Source organism: Streptomyces sp. NPDC014623, from assembly GCF_043088245.1.
GTDB lineage: Bacteria > Actinomycetota > Actinomycetes > Streptomycetales > Streptomycetaceae > Streptomyces.
Window position 1 is genome coordinate 315,251 of record NZ_JBIBZU010000006.1, and the last position, 18,450, is coordinate 333,700.

General features: G+C 71.8%; 15 protein-coding genes. 13 read left to right on the plus strand and 2 right to left on the minus strand.

What is annotated here, in order from left to right; genetic code table 11:
• The first annotated feature begins 414 nt into the window (after nucleotides 1–414).
• The 3 genes from ACF1FZ_RS13595 (at nucleotide 415) to ACF1FZ_RS13605 (ending at nucleotide 6,506) form a co-directional block, all read left to right on the plus strand.
• Nucleotides 415–678, plus strand: coding sequence for a WhiB family transcriptional regulator (locus ACF1FZ_RS13595; RefSeq protein WP_031093859.1), 264 nt, complete (start codon nucleotides 415–417; stop codon nucleotides 676–678).
• A 474-nt stretch (nucleotides 679–1,152) separates the two neighbouring features.
• Complete coding sequence (locus tag ACF1FZ_RS13600) at nucleotides 1,153–4,971, plus strand: glycosyltransferase family 2 protein (protein ID WP_391773528.1); 3,819 nt, start codon at nucleotides 1,153–1,155, stop codon at nucleotides 4,969–4,971.
• Complete coding sequence (locus ACF1FZ_RS13605; protein ID WP_391773529.1) at nucleotides 4,968–6,506, plus strand: DUF5719 family protein; 1,539 nt, start codon at nucleotides 4,968–4,970, stop codon at nucleotides 6,504–6,506. Before ACF1FZ_RS13600 ends, ACF1FZ_RS13605 begins: the two co-directional genes overlap by 4 nt.
• A 21-nt stretch (nucleotides 6,507–6,527) precedes the next feature.
• Here the strand turns inward: ACF1FZ_RS13605 and ACF1FZ_RS13610 are convergent, their stop codons facing one another.
• Nucleotides 6,528–6,956 (minus strand): metallopeptidase family protein, encoded by a 429-nt coding sequence (locus ACF1FZ_RS13610; RefSeq protein ID WP_391773556.1) that lies wholly within the window; start codon nucleotides 6,954–6,956, stop codon nucleotides 6,528–6,530.
• Nucleotides 6,957–7,277: 321 nt separating this feature from the next.
• Here ACF1FZ_RS13610 and ACF1FZ_RS13615 point away from each other — a divergent pair, with 321 nt between their 5' ends.
• From ACF1FZ_RS13615 to ACF1FZ_RS13655, 9 genes are all read left to right on the plus strand, one after another.
• Complete coding sequence (locus ACF1FZ_RS13615) at nucleotides 7,278–7,649, plus strand: DUF3499 domain-containing protein (RefSeq protein ID WP_391773530.1); 372 nt, start codon at nucleotides 7,278–7,280, stop codon at nucleotides 7,647–7,649.
• Nucleotides 7,650–7,932: 283 nt separating this feature from the next.
• A complete protein-coding gene (locus ACF1FZ_RS13620) occupies nucleotides 7,933–8,064 on the plus strand; it encodes a hypothetical protein (RefSeq protein ID WP_391773531.1) in 132 nt (43 codons plus the stop codon).
• A gap of 61 nt (nucleotides 8,065–8,125) precedes the next feature.
• Nucleotides 8,126–9,493 (plus strand): phosphomannomutase/phosphoglucomutase, encoded by a 1,368-nt coding sequence (locus ACF1FZ_RS13625; protein ID WP_391773532.1) that lies wholly within the window; start codon nucleotides 8,126–8,128, stop codon nucleotides 9,491–9,493.
• Between the two features lie 221 nt (nucleotides 9,494–9,714).
• The gene (locus ACF1FZ_RS13630) at nucleotides 9,715–9,897 is read left to right on the plus strand and encodes a Trm112 family protein (protein WP_391773533.1); all 183 of its coding nucleotides are present in this window, start codon (nucleotides 9,715–9,717) and stop codon (nucleotides 9,895–9,897) included.
• Between the two features lie 40 nt (nucleotides 9,898–9,937).
• Entirely contained in the window at nucleotides 9,938–11,074 is a 1,137-nt protein-coding gene (locus ACF1FZ_RS13635) for an SIS domain-containing protein (RefSeq protein ID WP_391773534.1), read from the plus strand.
• A 53-nt stretch (nucleotides 11,075–11,127) separates the two neighbouring features.
• A complete protein-coding gene (gene manA, locus ACF1FZ_RS13640) occupies nucleotides 11,128–12,318 on the plus strand; it encodes a mannose-6-phosphate isomerase, class I (RefSeq protein WP_391773535.1) in 1,191 nt (396 codons plus the stop codon).
• Nucleotides 12,319–12,405: 87 nt separating this feature from the next.
• Nucleotides 12,406–13,401, plus strand: a complete 996-nt coding sequence (locus tag ACF1FZ_RS13645; protein ID WP_391773536.1) for a cation diffusion facilitator family transporter — start codon at nucleotides 12,406–12,408, stop codon at nucleotides 13,399–13,401.
• A 261-nt stretch (nucleotides 13,402–13,662) separates the two neighbouring features.
• Nucleotides 13,663–15,120 (plus strand): adenosylhomocysteinase, encoded by a 1,458-nt coding sequence (ahcY, locus tag ACF1FZ_RS13650; RefSeq protein WP_391773537.1) that lies wholly within the window; start codon nucleotides 13,663–13,665, stop codon nucleotides 15,118–15,120.
• A gap of 124 nt (nucleotides 15,121–15,244) precedes the next feature.
• Entirely contained in the window at nucleotides 15,245–15,877 is a 633-nt protein-coding gene (locus tag ACF1FZ_RS13655; protein ID WP_391773538.1) for a hypothetical protein, read from the plus strand.
• Between the two features lie 40 nt (nucleotides 15,878–15,917).
• Here ACF1FZ_RS13655 and ACF1FZ_RS13660 read toward each other — a convergent pair whose 3' ends face one another.
• Nucleotides 15,918–16,838, minus strand: coding sequence for an RDD family protein (locus tag ACF1FZ_RS13660; RefSeq protein WP_391773539.1), 921 nt, complete (start codon nucleotides 16,836–16,838; stop codon nucleotides 15,918–15,920).
• 119 nt (nucleotides 16,839–16,957) lie between these two features.
• On the opposite strand from ACF1FZ_RS13660, the gene ACF1FZ_RS13665 reads away from it, so the two are divergent.
• The gene (locus ACF1FZ_RS13665; RefSeq protein WP_391773540.1) at nucleotides 16,958–17,965 is read left to right on the plus strand and encodes a stage II sporulation protein M; all 1,008 of its coding nucleotides are present in this window, start codon (nucleotides 16,958–16,960) and stop codon (nucleotides 17,963–17,965) included.
• The last annotated feature ends 485 nt before the right edge of the window (nucleotides 17,966–18,450 follow it).

The window sequence follows — 18,450 nt, forward strand, 5'->3', positions numbered from 1 at the left end:
CGGTGACCGATGTGGCGGCAATGTTTCACCCCGATCGGTTGCCGTGGGTGGAGAAAGGTTTTGGCACCCACCGGACGGGCAAGGTGGCGCATCAGCCGTGTTCCCGGACGCGGCTGATGCCCCGTGACCCATCTGTGATCTTGGTCGCTTCGGTGATCAAATCGAAACATCGGGACGGCTCCATCCGTCTCACCCGGTGAGAAGCGGATCCGGGCTGGGTCGATGGCATATGTCAGGTTTTTAGTGATTTGAACACTTTCGGCATAGGCTTGGTTCCGCAGAGTGAATACCGAGGCCAATAGCAGATCTTCGCTTGACTGGCCCGGAGATACACACTTGTAATTTCACTCGTGTCGTTCGGCCGCACCGATAACGGCCGCATCACGGGACGCAAGAGACGGACGAGGGGCGCACATGACCGAGCTGTTCCAGCAACTGCTGGTCGAGGACGCGGACGAGGAGCTCGGCTGGCAGGAGCGCGCGCTGTGCGCCCAGACCGATCCCGAGTCCTTCTTTCCTGAGAAGGGCGGCTCCACGCGCGAGGCCAAGAAGGTCTGTCTCGCCTGCGAAGTCCGTTCCGAATGCCTCGAGTACGCCCTCAACAACGACGAGCGGTTCGGGATCTGGGGCGGCCTCTCCGAGCGTGAACGGCGGCGCCTGAAGAAGGCGGCCATCTGACTCGTGCCGCGCCCACGCGCCGCGCCCGCCCGCCACGCCGTGCCCGCGCACCACGCCCGCACCTGCACCTGCGCACCGGGATCCTGACGGCCCGGGGCCCCTCGGCCCGGACCGTGCCGGGTCCACGTGCCCCGGCGGCCCAGCTCGCGGCATTGCCGCCACCCGCCATGGCTCCTTCCCCGGACTCCCGGCCGTGCCCGGGCAGGGGAGATCCGGGCCGGCTCCTCCCTCCACCTCGTGGTGCACGGCACCGGACCCCGCTCCCCGGCCCGGCCTCGGCATGTCCGGCCATCTCCGGCATGTCCGGCCGGCTCCGGCTGCCGCCGGTCAACCGCTCGGCACGGGGCGGACATCCGTACCGTTAGTGTGGGGCCCCGTCCGAGAGACGCGCCGACGCCCCGCCGGGGCGCGCGCGTACACCGATGCAGCCCCCGGGGGACCCCCTCCGGACCCGGCCGGAGGGCCCGTACCCCGATGTCCGTGCACAGCCACTCGGCGGCGCCGAACGCGGCCGCCGCCGCCCCAGAGTTCCCCCGGCACGTCGTCACCGCCGTGCTCGTCTCGCACGACGGCGCACGCTGGCTGCCCCGAGTGCTGGGCGGACTGCTCGGGCAGGAGCGCCCCGTGCAGAACGTCGTCGCCGCCGACACCGGCAGCGCCGACGACTCCGCCCGCCTGGTCACCGAGGCGCTCGGTGACGAGCGCGTCCTCCACCTGGCGCGGCGTACGAGTTTCGGTACCGCCGTGGAAGAGGCGATCCGCACGGCCGGGGTCCTCACCCCCGACGACCTGCCGTACCTGAAGCGCCCCAGCGGCTGGGACCCGGTCACCCGCAGCTGGCGTGACGACGCCTACGACCTGCCGGAGCTCCCGCACGGCGAACCCGTCCAGTGGCTCTGGCTGCTGCACGACGACAGTGCCCCCGAGCCGGACGCGCTCGCCGAGATGCTCCGAGTCGTCGACCACGACAAGCACGCCGCGATCGTCGGACCCAAGCTGCGCGGCTGGTACGACCGCAAGCAACTCCTCGAGGTCGGCGTCTCCATCGCCAACAGCGGACGCCGCTGGACCGGACTGGACCGCCGCGAGCAGGACCAGGGACAGCACGACCAGGTCCGCACGGTGCTCTCGGTCTCCTCCGCGGGCATGCTGGTACGCCGCGACGTCTGGGAGGAGCTGGGCGGCTTCGACCGCAGGCTCCCGCTGATGCGCGACGACGTCGACCTCTGCTGGCGTGCGCACCAGGCCGGCCACCGGGTGCTCGTCGCCCCCGGTGCCGTACTGCGGCACGCCGAGGCCTCCGCCAGGGAACGCCGGCCCATCGACTGTGCCGGGCGTTCCGTCACCAGCCCGCACCGCGTGGACAAGGCGGGCGCCGTCTACACGATGCTCGCCAACGCCCGCGGCAGACAACTGCCGTGGGCCCTGCTCCGCCTCGTCGTCGGCACCCTGCTGCGCACCCTCGCCTACCTCGTCGGCAAGGCGCCGGGGCAGGCGCTCGACGAGGTCGCCGGACTCCTCGGCACCCTGCTGCGCCCCGGGCGGATCATCGCCGCCCGCCGCGCGCGGGACGGAGGGACGGTGGACGCGGCCGATCTGCGGTCCCTCTTCCCACCGCCCGGGGCCACGGTCCGGGCGACCGTCGAACAGGTCGCCGGCAACTTCGGCAGCCGCACCGACTCCGACTCCGGGGGCTCACGCCACGGCGCCGTCGAGTCAGGGCCCGGCGGCGACGACGCCGACTTCCTGGAGGTCGAACAGTTCGCGCGGCTCAAGAAGGTCGGCCGCAAGCCCGGCCCCGTGCTCTTCGCGCTCCTCCTGCTGGTCTCGCTGGTGGCCTGCCGGGGGCTTCTCGGCAGCGGCGCCCTCGCGGGCGGCGCACTGCTGCCGGCCCCCGCCGACGTCTCCGACCTCTGGGGACGCTACGCGGACGGATGGCACCCCGTCGGTACGGGGGGGACCCAGTCCGCCCCTCCCTACCTCGGCGTGATCGCCGCCCTGTCGGCCCTGTTCCTCGGCTCCACGGGCTTCGCGCTCACCCTCCTGCTCGTCTGTTCGGTCCCGCTCGCCGGGCTCACCGCGTACTTCGCCTCCCGGCCGCTGGTCGAGTCCCGGCTCCTGCGGGCCTGGGCGAGCGTCGCGTACGCCTTCCTGCCCGCCGCCACCGGAGCGCTGGCCACCGGCCGTATCGGCACAGCCGTCCTGGCCGTCCTGCTCCCGCTGATCGCCCGCGCGGCCGTCGCCGCGCACGGGCTGCGGGGCGACGGTTCCGGCGCACGCGGCAGCTGGCGCGCCACCTGGGCGTACACCCTGCTGCTCACGGTCACCACGGCCTTCACACCGATCGTCTGGCCGCTCGCGGTGCTCCTGGGAGCCGGGGTGCTGGTGCTGCGCCGGAACGACATCGCCGCCTACGGACTGCGCTTCCTGGCCACGGCCGGCACCCCGCTCCTGGTCCTCGCGCCCTGGTCGCTGTCCCTGCTCAGCAGTCCGTCCGGCTTCCTGAAGGAGGCCGGGCTCGACATCGGCACGGGCACGGCGTCCGCTCTCGACCTGCTCGGCATCAGCCCCGGCGGGCCCAAGGCCGCGGGCGGCGTCCTGCTGCTGGGCGTCGTGCTGGCGGCGCTGGCCGCCCTGCTGCGCGGGGAGCGGCAGTTCGCGATCCGCACCGCGTGGGCCGTCGTGCTCGTCTCCCTGGTCTTCGCGGCGATCTCCAACGGCTCCACCTGGGCGGGGCCCGCCACGCTCGTCTACGGCATCGCGCTGATCGCCGCCGCGCTGCTCGGGGCGGACGGCGCCCGGATCCGGGTCGCCGCGCTGAGCTTCGGCTGGCGCCAGCCGGCCGCCGTCCTGATCGCCCTGGCAGCCGGGCTCGCCCCGGTCCTGGCCGCGGCAGGCTGGATGATCGGCGGTGCGGCCGGCCCGGTGGAGCGCCGGGACCCCGTCCAGGTGCCGGCCTTCGTCGCGGAGGAGAGCAGCACCCGGGACCAGGCGCGCACCCTGGTGCTCGGGGGAACGTCGCAGGCCGCCGTCTCCTACAGCCTGGTCCGCGGTTCGGGCGCCCGTCTGGGCGATGCCGAGCTCACCGAGGCGGGCGGCAGCAACACCCGTCTCGACAAGGTCGTCGCCAACCTGGTCGCGGGCTCCGGTGCGGACCAGGGCAGTCAGCTCAGCGGCTTCGCCATCCGCTACGTCCTCGTGCGGGACGGGGCGCCCCGCCGGATGAGCCGTGTGCTGGACTCGACCCCGGGGCTGAGCCGGCTCAGCCAGCTGGACGGCAGCGCCTTGTGGCGGGTCGACCGTCAGGTCTCCCGGCTCGCGATCGTCCCCTCCGGCGCCGGCGCCGAGCCCGTGCCCGTCGGATCACTGCCCGTCGAGGCGCACACCGAGATCCCCGAAGGCGGCTCCGGACGGGTGCTGCGGATCGCCGACGCGGCGGACCCGGGCTGGCAGGCCACGCTGAACGGCCGCGCGCTGACCCCGAAGACCGTGGACGGCTGGGCCCAGGGGTTCGAACTCCCCGCCGAGGGCGGCACGCTCGACCTGACGTTCGACGCGCCCGTGACGCATACCGCCTGGGTCTGGACGCAGGTGGCGCTCGGCCTCGTCCTGGTGGTGCTGGCCCTGCCGGGCCGCCGCCGGGAGGTCGACGACGACCTGCCCGAGGAGACCGAGGCGGTCGCGGCCGAGCCGGTCGCGGGCGAGGGGCGCCGGGCCCGGAGGCTGCGCGCGGCCGCCCAGGCGGAAGCAGCCGCGGCGGGCGACGACGTCGCAGGGGCGGCGGCCCGGCAGGACGGCACGGCGACCGGGTACACCGAGGCCGCTCCCGGTATCCCGGAGCAGGCGCGGGGGGAACACCTCCCGGAGCAGGCGCCGGGGGAGTACGTCCCGGAGCAGGCACCCGGGGAGTACGCCCCGGTGCAGCAGAGCGCCGATCCGTACGCGGCGGCCCCGGGCGGCCAGGACGGCACCTACACCGCCGTGCCGCAGCAGAACTACGGCGGGTGGGAGGCGCAGCAGTACCAGGGCGCCGACTACGGGCAGTACCAGGGCGGGCAGGACACCGGCCGGTACCACCAGGCCGATCCGTACCAGCAGGATCCGTACCAGCAGGATCCGTACCAGCAGCAGGGCGCCTACGACCCGTACGGCTACGCCCAGCAGCCCTACGCCACGGGGGCGGGCGAAGCCGCCCCGCACGACGGGCATGAAGGGCACGAAGAGAACCCGACCCCGGGCCAGGGCCCGTGGCCGACCGGCAACGGCAACGCATCGCGAGGCGAGTCCGAGTGAAGTCCACCCCCCTTTCCCTCATCGCGGGCGTCGTCGCCCTCGCCGCCGTCACCGGCTTCGCCGCGCTCACCGTGCCCGGCGACGAGGGCGCGGCGGAGACGAAGGCCGCTGCCCGGCTCCCCGTCGAGCGCTCCAGCCTGCTCTGCCCGGAACCGAGCACCTCCGACCTGGCGGAGACGACGTACACGTCCTTCACCCCGGCGGGGAAGGGCGGTGCGGAGGCCGGTACCGCCGAGCTGGAGCCGGCCGATCCCCTTCCGGCGGACGAGGAAGCGCCGGTGGACGAGGAGAAGGGCGAGGAGGGCGAGGGCAAGGGCGACGCGGACGAGGCGCCGGACGGCAAGCCCGTCGTCTCCCTCAAGGACCTCGGCAGGCCGGCCACCGCCGACACCTCCAAGTCCGGCGCTCCGGCCCTGGTCGGCACCGCCACCGGCAAGTTCGCACCCGGCTGGACCGTCCAGCAGACCACCATGGCCGCCGCCGGCGGTGCCCGCGGTCTGCTCGGTGTCAGCTGCACCGCCCCCGACACGGACTTCTGGTTCCCTGGGGCGAGCACCGGGGCGACCCGCCAGGACTACGTCCACCTGACCAACCCCGACGACACCGCCGCCGTCGCCGACATCGAGCTCTACGGCGCCGAGGGTCCTCTGGAGTCCACCGCGGGTGAGGGCATCACCGTCCCGGCGAGGTCGAGCGTCCCGATGCTGATCTCGACCCTGACCGGCGAGGCCGCCGAGAACGTGACCGTCCACGTCACCACCCGGACGGGACGTGTCGGCGCGGTCGTGAGCGCCGCGGAGGACGAGGTGGGCAGCGACTGGCTGGCCGCCTCCGCCGATCCGGCCGGCACGCAGATCCTGCCCGGGATCCCGGCCGACGCCACCTCCGTCCGCCTGGTGGCGTTCGCGCCCGGGGAGGCCGACGCCGACGTGAGGATCCAGCTCCTGGGGAAGACCGGGCCGCTGGCACCGGCGGGGAACGCCACCCTGCACATCAAGTCGCAGATGACCGCGAGCGTCGACCTCAAGGACGTCACCCGTGGGGAGCCCGGCTCGCTCCGGCTGTCCCCCGCCGACGGCAGCACGACTCCGGTGGTCGCCGCACTGCGCGTGGTGCGGGGCACCGGGGCCAAGCAGGAGGTCGCCTTCATCCCGGCGACCGGTCCCGTGGGCGAACGGGCGAGCGTGGCGGACAACCGGGCCAAGGGCTCGGTGCTGTCCCTGACCGCCCCCGGCGAAACGGCCCAGGTCAAGGTCACGGCGTCGGCGGGCAGCGAAGGCGGCGAGGCGGCCGTGAAGACGTACACGGTCAAGGGCGGTACGACGGTCGAGGTCACGCCGCAGGTCCCCGCGGGTCTCAAGGGCGGCTACGCCCTGACGGTGGAGACCGGGCGGGGCGGCCCGGTGCACGCCGCCCGCACGCTCACGATCGCGGAGGGCGGGGTCGGCATGTTCACCGTGCAGACCATGCCGGACGACGGGGGCACGGTCGAGGTGCCCACGGCCGAGCAGGACCTCTCGGTCCTGGACGACTGAGGGAGCGCGCCGGGGGTGGCCTCAGTCCTGCCCGTAGCGCGGGTCGACCGACTCGGGCGAGAGGCCGAGCAGCTCCGCGACCTGCTCCACCACGACTTCGTGCACCAACAGGGCGCGCTCGTCGCGGCTCTTCGTGCGGATCTCGACGGGTCGCCGGTAGATGACGATCTGCGCGGGCTGTCCCTTCACGGCGGACAGCGCGCGCCCCAGCGGCACGGTCTCCTCCAGCGAACCCGGCACGTCGAGGACCAGGAAGTCGACGTCCGCCAGCTGCGGCCAGCGCCGCTCCAGCCGCTCCACCGAGTCCTGGACGAGGTCGCGGAAGCTCTCGGTCCTGCTGACGGACAGCGGCACCTGGGGCGGCGCGACCGGCCCGCGCATACCGCGGCCATGGCGGTCGCGGTGACGGGGGCGTGGCTCGGACGGGAGGGGCGGTACGGGGCTGTCCATCACCGACGCAGCGTAACTCTCCTCGGGCCGGGGCGATCACTGCTTCTCCGCAGGTCTGCCGGATGCCCCAGGATGAACATTCCGGCCAGGGCCCGGTGCGGTTCGATCCTTGCTGTGCTCGCGGGCCCTTCGTCGAATGACCGTTTATGTTCCTTCCGGCGACCGCGGTGCCTCCCGCGCGCACCGGTCGATTCCGGCTGCCGGGCAGGTCGGAGCGGTTGCGCCGGAGCCGCTCCGGGCCGGGTCCGCGGGGCGACACGAGCGGGTGAGCTGAGGGAGAGTCGTCGCAGCCCGCTCAAGAGTGCGGTACCGTCCAACATCGTGAGCCCTGTACGTCGCTGTTCGCGAACTGCGTGCGGCCGTCCCGCCGTCGCGACACTGACGTACGTCTATGCCGACTCGACCGCGGTCCTCGGCCCGCTCGCCACCTATGCCGAGCCCCACTGCTACGACCTCTGCGCCGAGCACGGCGAGCGGCTGACCGCGCCGCGCGGCTGGGAGGTCGTCCGGCTCTCCGACCCCTCGGCGCCCACCCGCCCCAGCGGTGACGATCTCGAAGCACTCGCCAACGCCGTGCGTGAGGCGGCCCGTCCCCAGGACCGGCAGCAGGGCGGCAGGGGGCCGCGGTCGGCGGACCCGGTGGAGGTCGCGCGCCGGGGGCATCTGAGAGTGCTGCGCTCTCCGGACTCCTGACGCACCTGCCCCGGTTGTCCGACCCGCCACCCCTTCCGTCCCAGGCGTCACGCTCCGGCCGGAAGAGGATCTCCGGCGCGGCGCATCGACGTCGGCTTGTCGCGGACACGACCATTCCTCCGCCCGGGGGACCGCTTCCGCGTCACGGAACCCTGGGAGGTCCGTGTGTTCGTCCAGCAACTCGAACCCGCAGCCGACTCGCTCGCTCCGTCCGCTCTCGTCGCTTCCTTGCCACTGGTGACCGTTCTCGTCCTCCCGGGCGCCGTCCGCATGAGGGCGCACCGTGCCGGACCCACCGTGGCCGTGCTCGTATCTGCTGCGCAGGGTCCTGCCGTGGAGCCTCGGCCCGCTGCTGGTGATGTGCCTGGTCGTGACGGCCCGGAGCACGGCGGTACCGGGCTGGACGCTCCCCTGACCGGGGGGCCGGGGCCGCCGGGTAGTTTGGGCGGTCCGTAAAGATCCCAGGAGGACCGGCCGTGGTTGCTGACCTGTCGCAGCTCGTGAAGGCGTACGACGTGCGCGGAGTCGTGCCCGACCAGTGGGACGAGCCGCTCGCCGAACTGTTCGGCGCCGCCTTCGTCCAGGTCACCGAGGCGGACGCCCTCGTGATCGGCCACGACATGCGTCCCTCCTCACCCGGACTGGCCGCCGCCTTCGCCCGCGGCGCGACGGCCCGCGGCGCCGACGTCACCCTCATCGGGCTCTGCTCGACGGACCAGCTGTACTACGCGTCCGGGGCACTGGACCTGCCCGGAGCGATGTTCACGGCCTCGCACAACCCGGCGCGGTACAACGGCATCAAGCTGTGCCGTGCCGGAGCCGCACCCGTGGGCCAGGACACCGGGCTGACCGACATCCGCACCCTGGTCGAGCAGTGGTCCGAGCACGGCATGCCCGCGACGACCGCCACCACCCCGGGCACCGTCACCGAGCGCGACACCCTCACCGACTACGCCGCGCACCTGCTGGGCCTCGTGGGTCTCTCCGGAATCCGGCCGCTCAAGGTCGTCGTGGACGCGGGCAACGGCATGGGCGGCCACACCGTCCCCACCGTCTTCGCCGGCCTCCCCCTCGACCTCGTACCCATGTACTTCGAGCTCGACGGCACCTTCCCCAACCACGAGGCCAACCCCCTCGACCCGAAGAACATCGTCGACCTCCAGGCCCGCGTCCTCGCCGAGGGTGCCGACCTCGGCCTCGCGTTCGACGGCGACGCGGACCGCTGCTTCGTCGTCGACGAGCGCGGCGAAGGCGTCTCCCCGTCCGCGATCACGGCCCTGGTCGCCGCCCGCGAGCTGGCCCGCAACGGTGGTGAGGGCACCGTCATCCACAACCTGATCACCTCCTGGTCGGTCCCCGAAGTCGTACGCGAGAACGGCGGAACCCCCGTCCGCACCCGCGTCGGCCACTCCTTCATCAAGGCCGAGATGGCCGAGCACGGCGCGATCTTCGGCGGCGAGCACTCGGCGCACTACTACTTCCGCGACTTCTGGAACGCCGATACGGGCATGCTCGCCGCGCTCCACGTCCTGGCCGCACTCGGCGGACAGGAGGGCCCGCTCTCCGGGCTCCTCGACCGGTACGACCGCTACGCGGGCTCCGGCGAGATCAATTCCACCGTGGCCGACCAGGCGGGCCGGCTGGCGGCGGTCAGGACGGCGTACGACCACCGCGAGGACGTGCGGTTCGACGAGCTCGACGGACTCACGGTGACCGGTACCGACTGGTGGTTCAACCTCCGCGCCTCCAACACCGAGCCGTTGCTGCGTCTGAACGTCGAGGCACGCGACGGGGGGACGATGACGGAGATCCGCGACGAGGTCCTCGCCCTCGTCCGCGCGTGACGGGCGCACATCGGGGGCACACGCACCGAGGACGCCGCGGGACGACCACGGCGTCCGCGCCGCCCGCGGCATGCGTACCGCCCGACGCATGTCCCGTCGGGCGGGGCCTCCCGGGCCGCGACCCTCTCGGCCCGGCGGTAGGCTGACCACGCCCCAAGCTCCGCGGACCCGTACCGGGGTCCGGACCGGATCCGCACCGCATGCCCGAAGGGACCCACCCCATGCCGCTCGAAGCCGGCCTCCTGCAGATCCTCGCCTGCCCGGCCTGCCACGCCGGGCTCGACGACCGGTCCGCGGCCGAGAACCCCGAGCTGGTCTGCACCGGCGCGGACTGCGGTCTCGCCTACCCGGTACGGGACGGAATCCCGGTACTCCTCGTCGACGAGGCCCGCCGCCCCGCGTAACCCGCACCCTGGTCAACACGGCGATCGGAGGCCCACCACCATGCTCGACGAGTCGCTGCTCGACGTACCGGAAGCCCTTGCCCGAGCCGACCGGCGAGGGCTGCTGCGCGGTGCCGCCGAGGCCGGAGCCCGCGTCCGCACCGCCATCCGGCACGCCTCCGAGGCGGGGATCGGGACCCTGGCCCCCGACGGCAGGCCCCGCGCCGTCCTCGTCGCGGGGCCCGGCACCGCCGCGTCCGGCGTCGCCGACCTGATCGGCGCCCTCGCGGGCGCCTCGGCGCCCGTCACCGCGATCCGCCCCACCGGGGTCGCGGCAGCCCCCGGAGCGCTGCGCTGGACACTGCCCGGCTGGGCCGGGTCCGTCGACCTGCTGCTCATCGCCACCGCCGACGGCTCGGAACCCGGCCTCGCGCTCCTCGCGGAGCAGGCGTACCGCCGCGGCTGCACGGTCGTCGCCGTCGCACCCGTCCGGTCCCCGCTGCGCGAAGCCGTCGACGGGATCCACGGACTCGTCGTCCCCATGGCCGCCGCCCCGCACGGGGAGTACGACGCCGAGACCTCGGCGGCGGGCCCCGGCACGCTCTGGGCCCTGCTCACCCCGCTGCTCGCCCTGCTGGACCGGGTGGGCCTGATCGACGCGCCCCCGGACGCGCTGCAGAAGGTCGCCGACCGCCTCGACCGCACCGCCGAACGCTGCGGGCCGGCCATCGCCACCTACAGCAACCCGGCCAAGACCCTGGCCGCGGAACTCGCCGACAGCCTGCCGCTCGTCTGGACGGAGGGCGAGGCCGCAGGCCCCGTGGGGCGCCGGTTCGCCGCCGTCCTGGCCGAGCTGGCCGGACGCCCCGCCCTCGTCGCCGAGCTGCCGGAGGCCCTGCCCTCCCACGGAGGGCTGCTCGCCGGAGCGTTCGCCGCAGGCGCCGACCCCGACGACTTCTTCCGCGACCGGGTGGACGAACCCGAAGCCATGAGGGCACGCGTCGTCCTGCTCCGCGGCCGGCCCGCCGGCGGCCTGACCGCCGGTCCGGCCGCCCGCGAGCTCGCCCTGAGCCACGACACGGCCATCAGCGAACTCGAACCGGAGGAGGGCAGCGAGCTCGAAGCCCTCGCCGAGCTCCTCGCGGTCACCGATTTCGCCGCCGTCTACGCCTCCCTGGCCTCCGACAACCGGGCCTGAAGCCCGCCCCCCTGGGCACCACGCCCCCGCGCACCCCACGAGGACGAATCTCCATGGACCGGCTCTCCAACACCGTGCGCCCCTACGCCTGGGGCTCCACCACGGCCATCCCCGAGCTGCTCGGCACAGCCCCGACCGGCGAACCGCAGGCCGAGATGTGGATGGGGGCCCACCCGGGAGCCCCTTCGCGCGTCACCCGCCCCGCCGGGGCGGAGCCCGCGAGTTCCGGGCCGGTGGAGCAGTCCCTCACGGACGTCATCGCGGCAGCCCCCGAGCGTGAACTCGGCACCGCGGCCGTCCGCGCCTTCGGCCCCCGTCTCCCCTTCCTGCTCAAGCTGCTCGCAGCTGGCGCACCGCTGTCCCTCCAGGTGCACCCCGACCTCGCGCAGGCGCAGCAGGGCTTCGCGGACGAGGAGCGCCGGGGCGTTCCCGTCGACGCGCCCCACCGCACCTACAAGGACGCCAACCACAAGCCCGAGCTGATCTGCGCGCTCACACCCTTCGAAGGGCTGTGCGGCTTCCGCAGGCCCGCCGAAGCCGCCGGCCTGATAGCCGCTCTCGGTGTCGACTCCCTCAAGCCCTATGTGGACCTGCTCCGCGCCCGGCCCGAGGACGGGGCTCTGCGCGAGGTACTCACCGCGATCCTCACCGCCGACCCCGACGAGATGGCGCACACGGTCGCCGAGGCGGCCGAGGCCGCGCAGCGGCTCGGCGGCGTCCACGCCCCGTACGCCCAGATCGCCCGCCACCACCCCGGCGACCCGGGCGTCATCGCGGCCATGCTGCTGAACCACGTACGACTCCAGCCCGGCGAGGCCATGTTCCTCGGCGCGGGCGTGCCGCACGCCTATCTCGGCGGCCTGGGTGTCGAGATCATGGCCAACTCCGACAACGTGCTGCGCTGCGGCCTCACCCCCAAGCACGTCGACGTCCCCGAACTGCTGCGCGTCGTCCGCTTCGAGGCCACCGAGCCAGGCATCCTGCGCCCCGAGGCCGCCCCCGGCGGCGAGGAGCTGTACGAGACGCCGGTCGACGAATTCAGGCTGTCCCGCTACGTCCTGCCGCCCGGCGGGGCCCCTGCAGACCTCAGCGTCGCAGCCCCCCAGATCCTGCTCTGTACGGCAGGCACCCCACAGGCGGGGGAGGTCACCCTCGCACCCGGCGAATCCGTGTTCGTCCCGGCCGACGAAACGGTCGAAGTCTCCGGCACCGGAACGCTCTTCCGCGCGACCGTGGTGATCTGACGTACTGTCCGCGCCAGCGACTGCAACAATATCCGGCCGTACAGCGGCGCCCGTGCCGCAGCACCGAGGAAGGGACACCAGGCACCCATGAGCGCGTCAGGCGGAACCAAGGCGATCGTGGCGGCACTCGCCGCCAATCTCGCGATCGCGGTGGCCAAATTCGTGGCGTTCCTCTTCAGCGGTTCGTCATCGATGCTGGCGGAGAGCGTCCACTCACTGGCGGACTCGGGCAACCAGGGTCTCCTGCTGCTCGGCGGCAAGAAGGCCCAGCGTGAGGCGACCCCCCAGCACCCCTTCGGCTACGGGCGCGAGCGCTACATCTACGCCTTCCTCGTCTCCATCGTGCTGTTCTCGGTGGGTGGCATGTTCGCGATCTACGAGGGCTACGAGAAGATCAAGCACCCGCACGAGATCGAGGCCTGGTACTGGCCGGTCGGCGTGCTGGTCTTCGCGATCATCGCCGAGAGCTTCTCCTTCCGTACGGCCATCGTCGAGTCCAATGCGACCCGCGGCAAGCTGTCCTGGACGCAGTTCGTCCGCCGCGCCAAGGCACCCGAACTGCCCGTCGTCCTCCTCGAGGACCTCGGCGCGCTCGTCGGCCTGATCCTGGCTCTCGCCGGTGTCGGCCTGGCGCTGGGAACCGGCAACGGGGTCTGGGACGGCATCGGCACCCTGTGCATCGGCATCCTGCTGATCGTCATCGCGATCGTTCTGGCCGCCGAGACGAAGTCGCTGCTGCTCGGTGAGGCGGCCGGCGTCGATGACGTGGAGAAGATCCAGGCCTCGGTGGTCGACGGTGACACCGTCACCCGCATCATCCACATGCGCACGCTCCACCTCGGTCCGGAAGAACTGCTGGTGGCCGCCAAGATCGCGGTGCGGGCCGAAGAATCCGCCGCCGAGGTCGCGGAAGCGATCAACGCCGCCGAGAACCGGATCCGCGAGGCCGTCCCGATCGCCCGGGTCATCTACCTCGAGCCCGACATCTACAACGAGGCGGCCGCTGCGGCCGGCACCAACCCGGGCAAGACCCCGGGCGGCCCCGCGTCCCCCGGTGACGTACCCGCGGGATCCGGCCACTGATCCGCTGAAGTTCAGCCCCGAACGGCCCCGCGCCCCACTCCGCCGCCCAGGCGGACTGGGGCGCGCTGGGCCGTTCGGTGTAGATTCGGGGGAGTACCAGACGTCGCTGCTGATGGCGGTCGATCGGTTCGCGGAAGCGGGCCGGCCGAGGGAGAGAGGGCCTCCGACGGACTGCACTGCGGATCGCCCGGGCATTCGTGTGCCCGTGACCGCCGCAGAGCCAGCCATCCACCCTCGACCCACTACGAGGAGCAGCCCGTTATGACGACGGCCGCCAATCGCCAGGACTTCAAGGTCGCCGATCTTTCTCTCGCCGCTTTCGGGCGTAAGGAGATCACTCTTGCCGAGCACGAGATGCCCGGTCTGATGTCGATCCGCAGGCAGTACACCGACGCGCAGCCGCTGGCCGGTGCGCGGATCACCGGTTCGCTGCACATGACCGTGCAGACCGCGGTGCTCATCGAGACGCTGGTCGCTCTGGGTGCGGAGGTCCGCTGGGCCTCGTGCAACATCTACTCGACCCAGGACCATGCCGCCGCCGCGATCGCGGTCGGTCCGGGCGGTACTCCGGACGCCCCTGCCGGTGTGCCGGTCTTCGCCTGGAAGGGGGAGTCCCTGGAGGAGTACTGGTGGTGCACGGAGCAGGCGCTGACCTGGCCGGGCACTCCGACCGGTGGTCCGAACATGATCCTCGACGACGGTGGTGACGCCACCCTCCTGGTCCACAAGGGCGTCGAGTTCGAGAAGGCCGGCAAGGCTCCGGACCCCTCCACCGCGGACAGTGAGGAGTACGCCCACATCCTCACCCTGCTCAACCGCACCCTGGGTGAGTCCCCGCAGAAGTGGACCCAGCTGGCCTCCGAGATCCGCGGGGTGACCGAGGAGACCACGACCGGTGTGCACCGGCTCTACGAGATGCACCGCGAGGGCACGCTCCTCTTCCCGGCGATCAACGTCAACGACGCGGTCACCAAGTCGAAGTTCGACAACAAGTACGGCTGCCGCCACTCGCTGATCGACGGCATCAACCGTGCCACCGACGTCCTGATCGGCGGCAAGACCGCCGTCGTCTGCGGCTACGGCGACGTGGGCAAGGGCTGCGCGGAATCCCTCCGCGGCCAGGGCGCCCGCGTGATCATCACGGAGATCGACCCGATCTGCGCCCTGCAGGCCGCGATGGACGGCTACCAGGTCACGACGCTGGACGACGTGGTGGAGACGGCGGACATCTTCATCACCACCACCGGCAACAAGGACATCATCATGGCCTCCGACATGGCCCGGATGAAGCACCAGGCCATCGTCGGCAACATCGGCCACTTCGACAACGAGATCGACATGGCCGGCCTGGCGAAGATCGACGGCATCGTCAAGGACGAGGTCAAGCCGCAGGTCCACACCTGGACGTTCGCGAACGGCAAGGTCCTCATCGTGCTGTCCGAGGGCCGTCTGCTGAACCTCGGCAACGCCACCGGTCACCCCTCGTTCGTCATGTCCAACTCCTTCGCGGACCAGACCCTGGCCCAGATCGAGCTGTTCACCAAGCCCGAGGCGTACCCGACCGACGTCTACGTACTGCCCAAGCACCTGGACGAGAAGGTCGCCCGCCTCCACCTCGACGCACTGGGCGTGAAACTCACGACCCTGCGCCAGGAACAGGCCGACTACATCGGAGTCCCGGTCGAAGGCCCCTACAAGTCAGACCTCTACCGCTACTGAGCCGGCCGTCGGCCACCGGCCGGCACAGCTCTCAGCAGAAGGTCCGAACGCAGGCCCCCGCACCCCCGTGCCGGGGGCCTGCGCCGTACCGCACCCGCACAGCCCGAGGACCCAGAAGGACCCCATGCCCCGCGGCCGTTATTCACTCCACGATGTCCACGACCACACCCCCCTCGGCGAAGAACACTTCCACTGCGCACCCGGCCCCTCCGGCTGGCGCTATGTCTCCCAGAGCACGGGCCCCTCAGGCGCCCACCTGGGCTCCGTCGATCTGGCCCTGGACGAACTCGGCCGGCCCATCCGCCTCGAACTGCACGCGTCGAGCTGGCAGATCCGCGGCGCGGCCCTGGACGGAGTCACCTGGGTCCGGACCGATCCCTCCGGCACCCATGCCACCGAAGGCAATGCCCGCGCCCACACCTTCTCCGGTACCTCCCCCGCTTTTCTCGTCGCCACCGCCCGGCTCCTGCGCCTCACCCCCGGCACCCCCGCGACCCGCGTCCGTCTGGTCACCTTCACGGACCCGGTTCTCGCCCCCCGAACCGTGGACCAGTCCTGGTCCCTGCTGAACAGTGAAGCGCACGCCACTGACAACGGACCCCTGATCGTGGACGAGTACCAGGTCGCCGCACTGGACACCGGTGAACAGCACACCGTGCACATCGCGGGCGACGTGGTGCTGGCGGCGCCGGGCATCGAACTCGAGCATCTCGAATCACCGCCTTCGGCCATGCCACGTACGACGGACGGGACATAGGACAGGCGGAGTCACCCGGCGGGCTCGGACGGACCGGCCCTCAGGCAGGTGGGGCGAAGCCGGTCGCGACCGGTCCCCCGGGCCCCCTGTCGGACGCGGCAGCCGCCCCGGGCGTGCCGGCCTCCGTCGGCCGCATCTCCGTCGGCCGGTCACCGGAGAACTCCCGATACACAGGTGCGGGCAGGGCCGACGCCGCCCCGCTGCTGCGACCCGCTGCAGCAGTCACCCGCCGGACATCCCTGACCTGCCGTTCGTTGACCACGGCCGCCAGGTAGGCAGCCGCCGGCACCCCTTGCGGTGCCGGAACACCTGTATGCGCGGCGAGGTCCGTGGACAGCCGCTCGGCCATGGACCGGCGCACCGCGGCGTCGAGCTGGTTCATCCGCGTCAGGTACTGCCGTATCGCCAGCCACAGGTCGTCGGGCACGCCCGAGAGGTCCAACTGCGCGAAACGTCCCACGAGCCAGGACGGCGGGGGCGGCACGGCGACGACCCGCCCGGCCGGGACCCGCTCACGCACGACGAGCGTTCCGGCGAATACGTCACCGAGCCGACGGCCACGGGCAGACACCAGAGAGGCGATGCAGCCCACGGCTCCGAACGTTCCCAGAATCTCGACCACTCCCATCGCTCCCCGCACGAGCGCGTGCCGGAACCGGATCGGCCCCCCGTCGTCGCGCACCACGCGAAGTCCGCAGGCCGCCTTGCCGAGCGAACGCCCATGAGTCAGCGTCTCGACCGCCACCGGCCCGCCCACCAGCACCAGAAGAAACGTGGCGACAGCGATCGCGGCGGACGCCGCCTCGTCGAGGGCCACGCTGGCCACGGCCAGACCGACGGACAGCAGAAAGAAGACGGTCAGGAGTACCGCGAGATCGATGGCGATCGCCAACGCCCGGCTGGGCAGCCTCGCCGGCTGCAGCCCCAGTACCACCGCGTCCCCGGTCACGAGCTGATTCATCGCCACCCACCCCTCGCCGCCCTTCCCTGCCCCTCGGGACCACAGTCTGCCAAGCTGACCCGCAGCGCACCGCTGTAGTACGGACCCGTACGCACCCATGCCTGGAGCAGCAGCCGACCATGGATCTCGACGTCTTCGTCAGCACCCACCACACCGAGTGGGACCGCCTGGACCATCTTCTGCACCGAGGGCGCAGCCTGACAGGTGAAGAAGTGGATGAACTCGTCGACCTGTACCAGCGCACCGCCACCCACCTTTCCCTCATCCAGTCCGATGCCCCGGACCCCCTGCTGACCGTGCGCCTCACCCAGCTCGTGGCCCGGGCACGCTCCACCGTGACCGGAGCCCGCCGCGCTTCGTGGCGGGATGCCGCACGTTTCCTGACGGCCGGCTTTCCCGCGGCCGTCTACCGCTCACGGCACTGGTGGATCCCCACGGCGGTGCTCTCCACACTGCTGGCGGCCGTCATCGGCTGGTGGATCGGTGCACACCCGGAGGTCCAGGCATCGATCGCCGCACCGGAGGACCTGCGTGCTCTCACCCGTCCCGGCGGCGAGTACGAGACGTACTACTCCAGCCATCCGGCCGCCTCCTTCGCTGCCCAGGTCTGGACGAACAATGCCCAGGCAGCGGCCATGTGCCTGGTGCTGGGAGCGTTTCTCTGCATACCGGTGATCTGGATCCTCTTCATCAACGTGCTCAACCTCGCTGTCGGCATCGGCCTGATGTCATCCGCAGGCCGTCTGGACACGTTCCTGGGGCTCGTCCTGCCGCACGGGCTTCTCGAGCTCACCGCCGTGTTCGTCGCAGCGGGAACCGGCCTCCGCCTCGGATGGGCGGTCATCGACCCGGGTCCGCGCACCCGGCGCTCCGCCCTGGCCCAGCAGGGCCGGGCCGCGATGGGCATGGCCATCGGCCTGGCGCTGGTCCTGTTCGTCTCCGGCGTCATCGAAGGCTTCGTCACCCCGTCGAGCCTCCCGACCTGGGCTCGCATCACCATCGGCGTTGTCGCTGAGCTGGCCTTTCTCTCCTACGTCTATGTTCTCGGGGGCCGGGCGGCGCGTGCCGGAAACACAGGGGATCTTGAAGCCGAGGGGCGCAGCGCTGAGCTCCCCGCCGCAGCCTGACAGGCTGATGTGCATCCAGGGGTTCTGACCTGCTAGTCTCCAGTTCGCCCACAAAGACTGTTGACATGGTCTGCGTGGAGAGGTAGATTTTAACGGTTCCAACGAACTGGACAGTTCGCGTGGGAACGCCTAAAGTTCATCTCGTTCGTGCAGGGGACGTGGTCCTCGCCGAACCGATTGATTCTTCCCCCTTAGAGCAAACAGCCGGATTCGCTTCGGTCGAATTGCTTCTGATAAAGTTGAATCAGCCGAAAGGCAAAGGCCACTCCACAGGCCACCGGAATCACATTCGGACCGGAAACGGAACGGAAAAGAGTCTGGTAAAGTCGGAACCGCCGGAAAGGGAAACGCGAAAGCGGGGAACCGGACGGCGGAAGAGCAGGAGCCCGTTTCGGCCGGGAATCGGACACGGAAGAGTCTGATAGAGTCGGAAACGCAGGAAAGAAGGGAAGCGCCCGGAGGGGCCCGGTGAGACGGGACCGAAG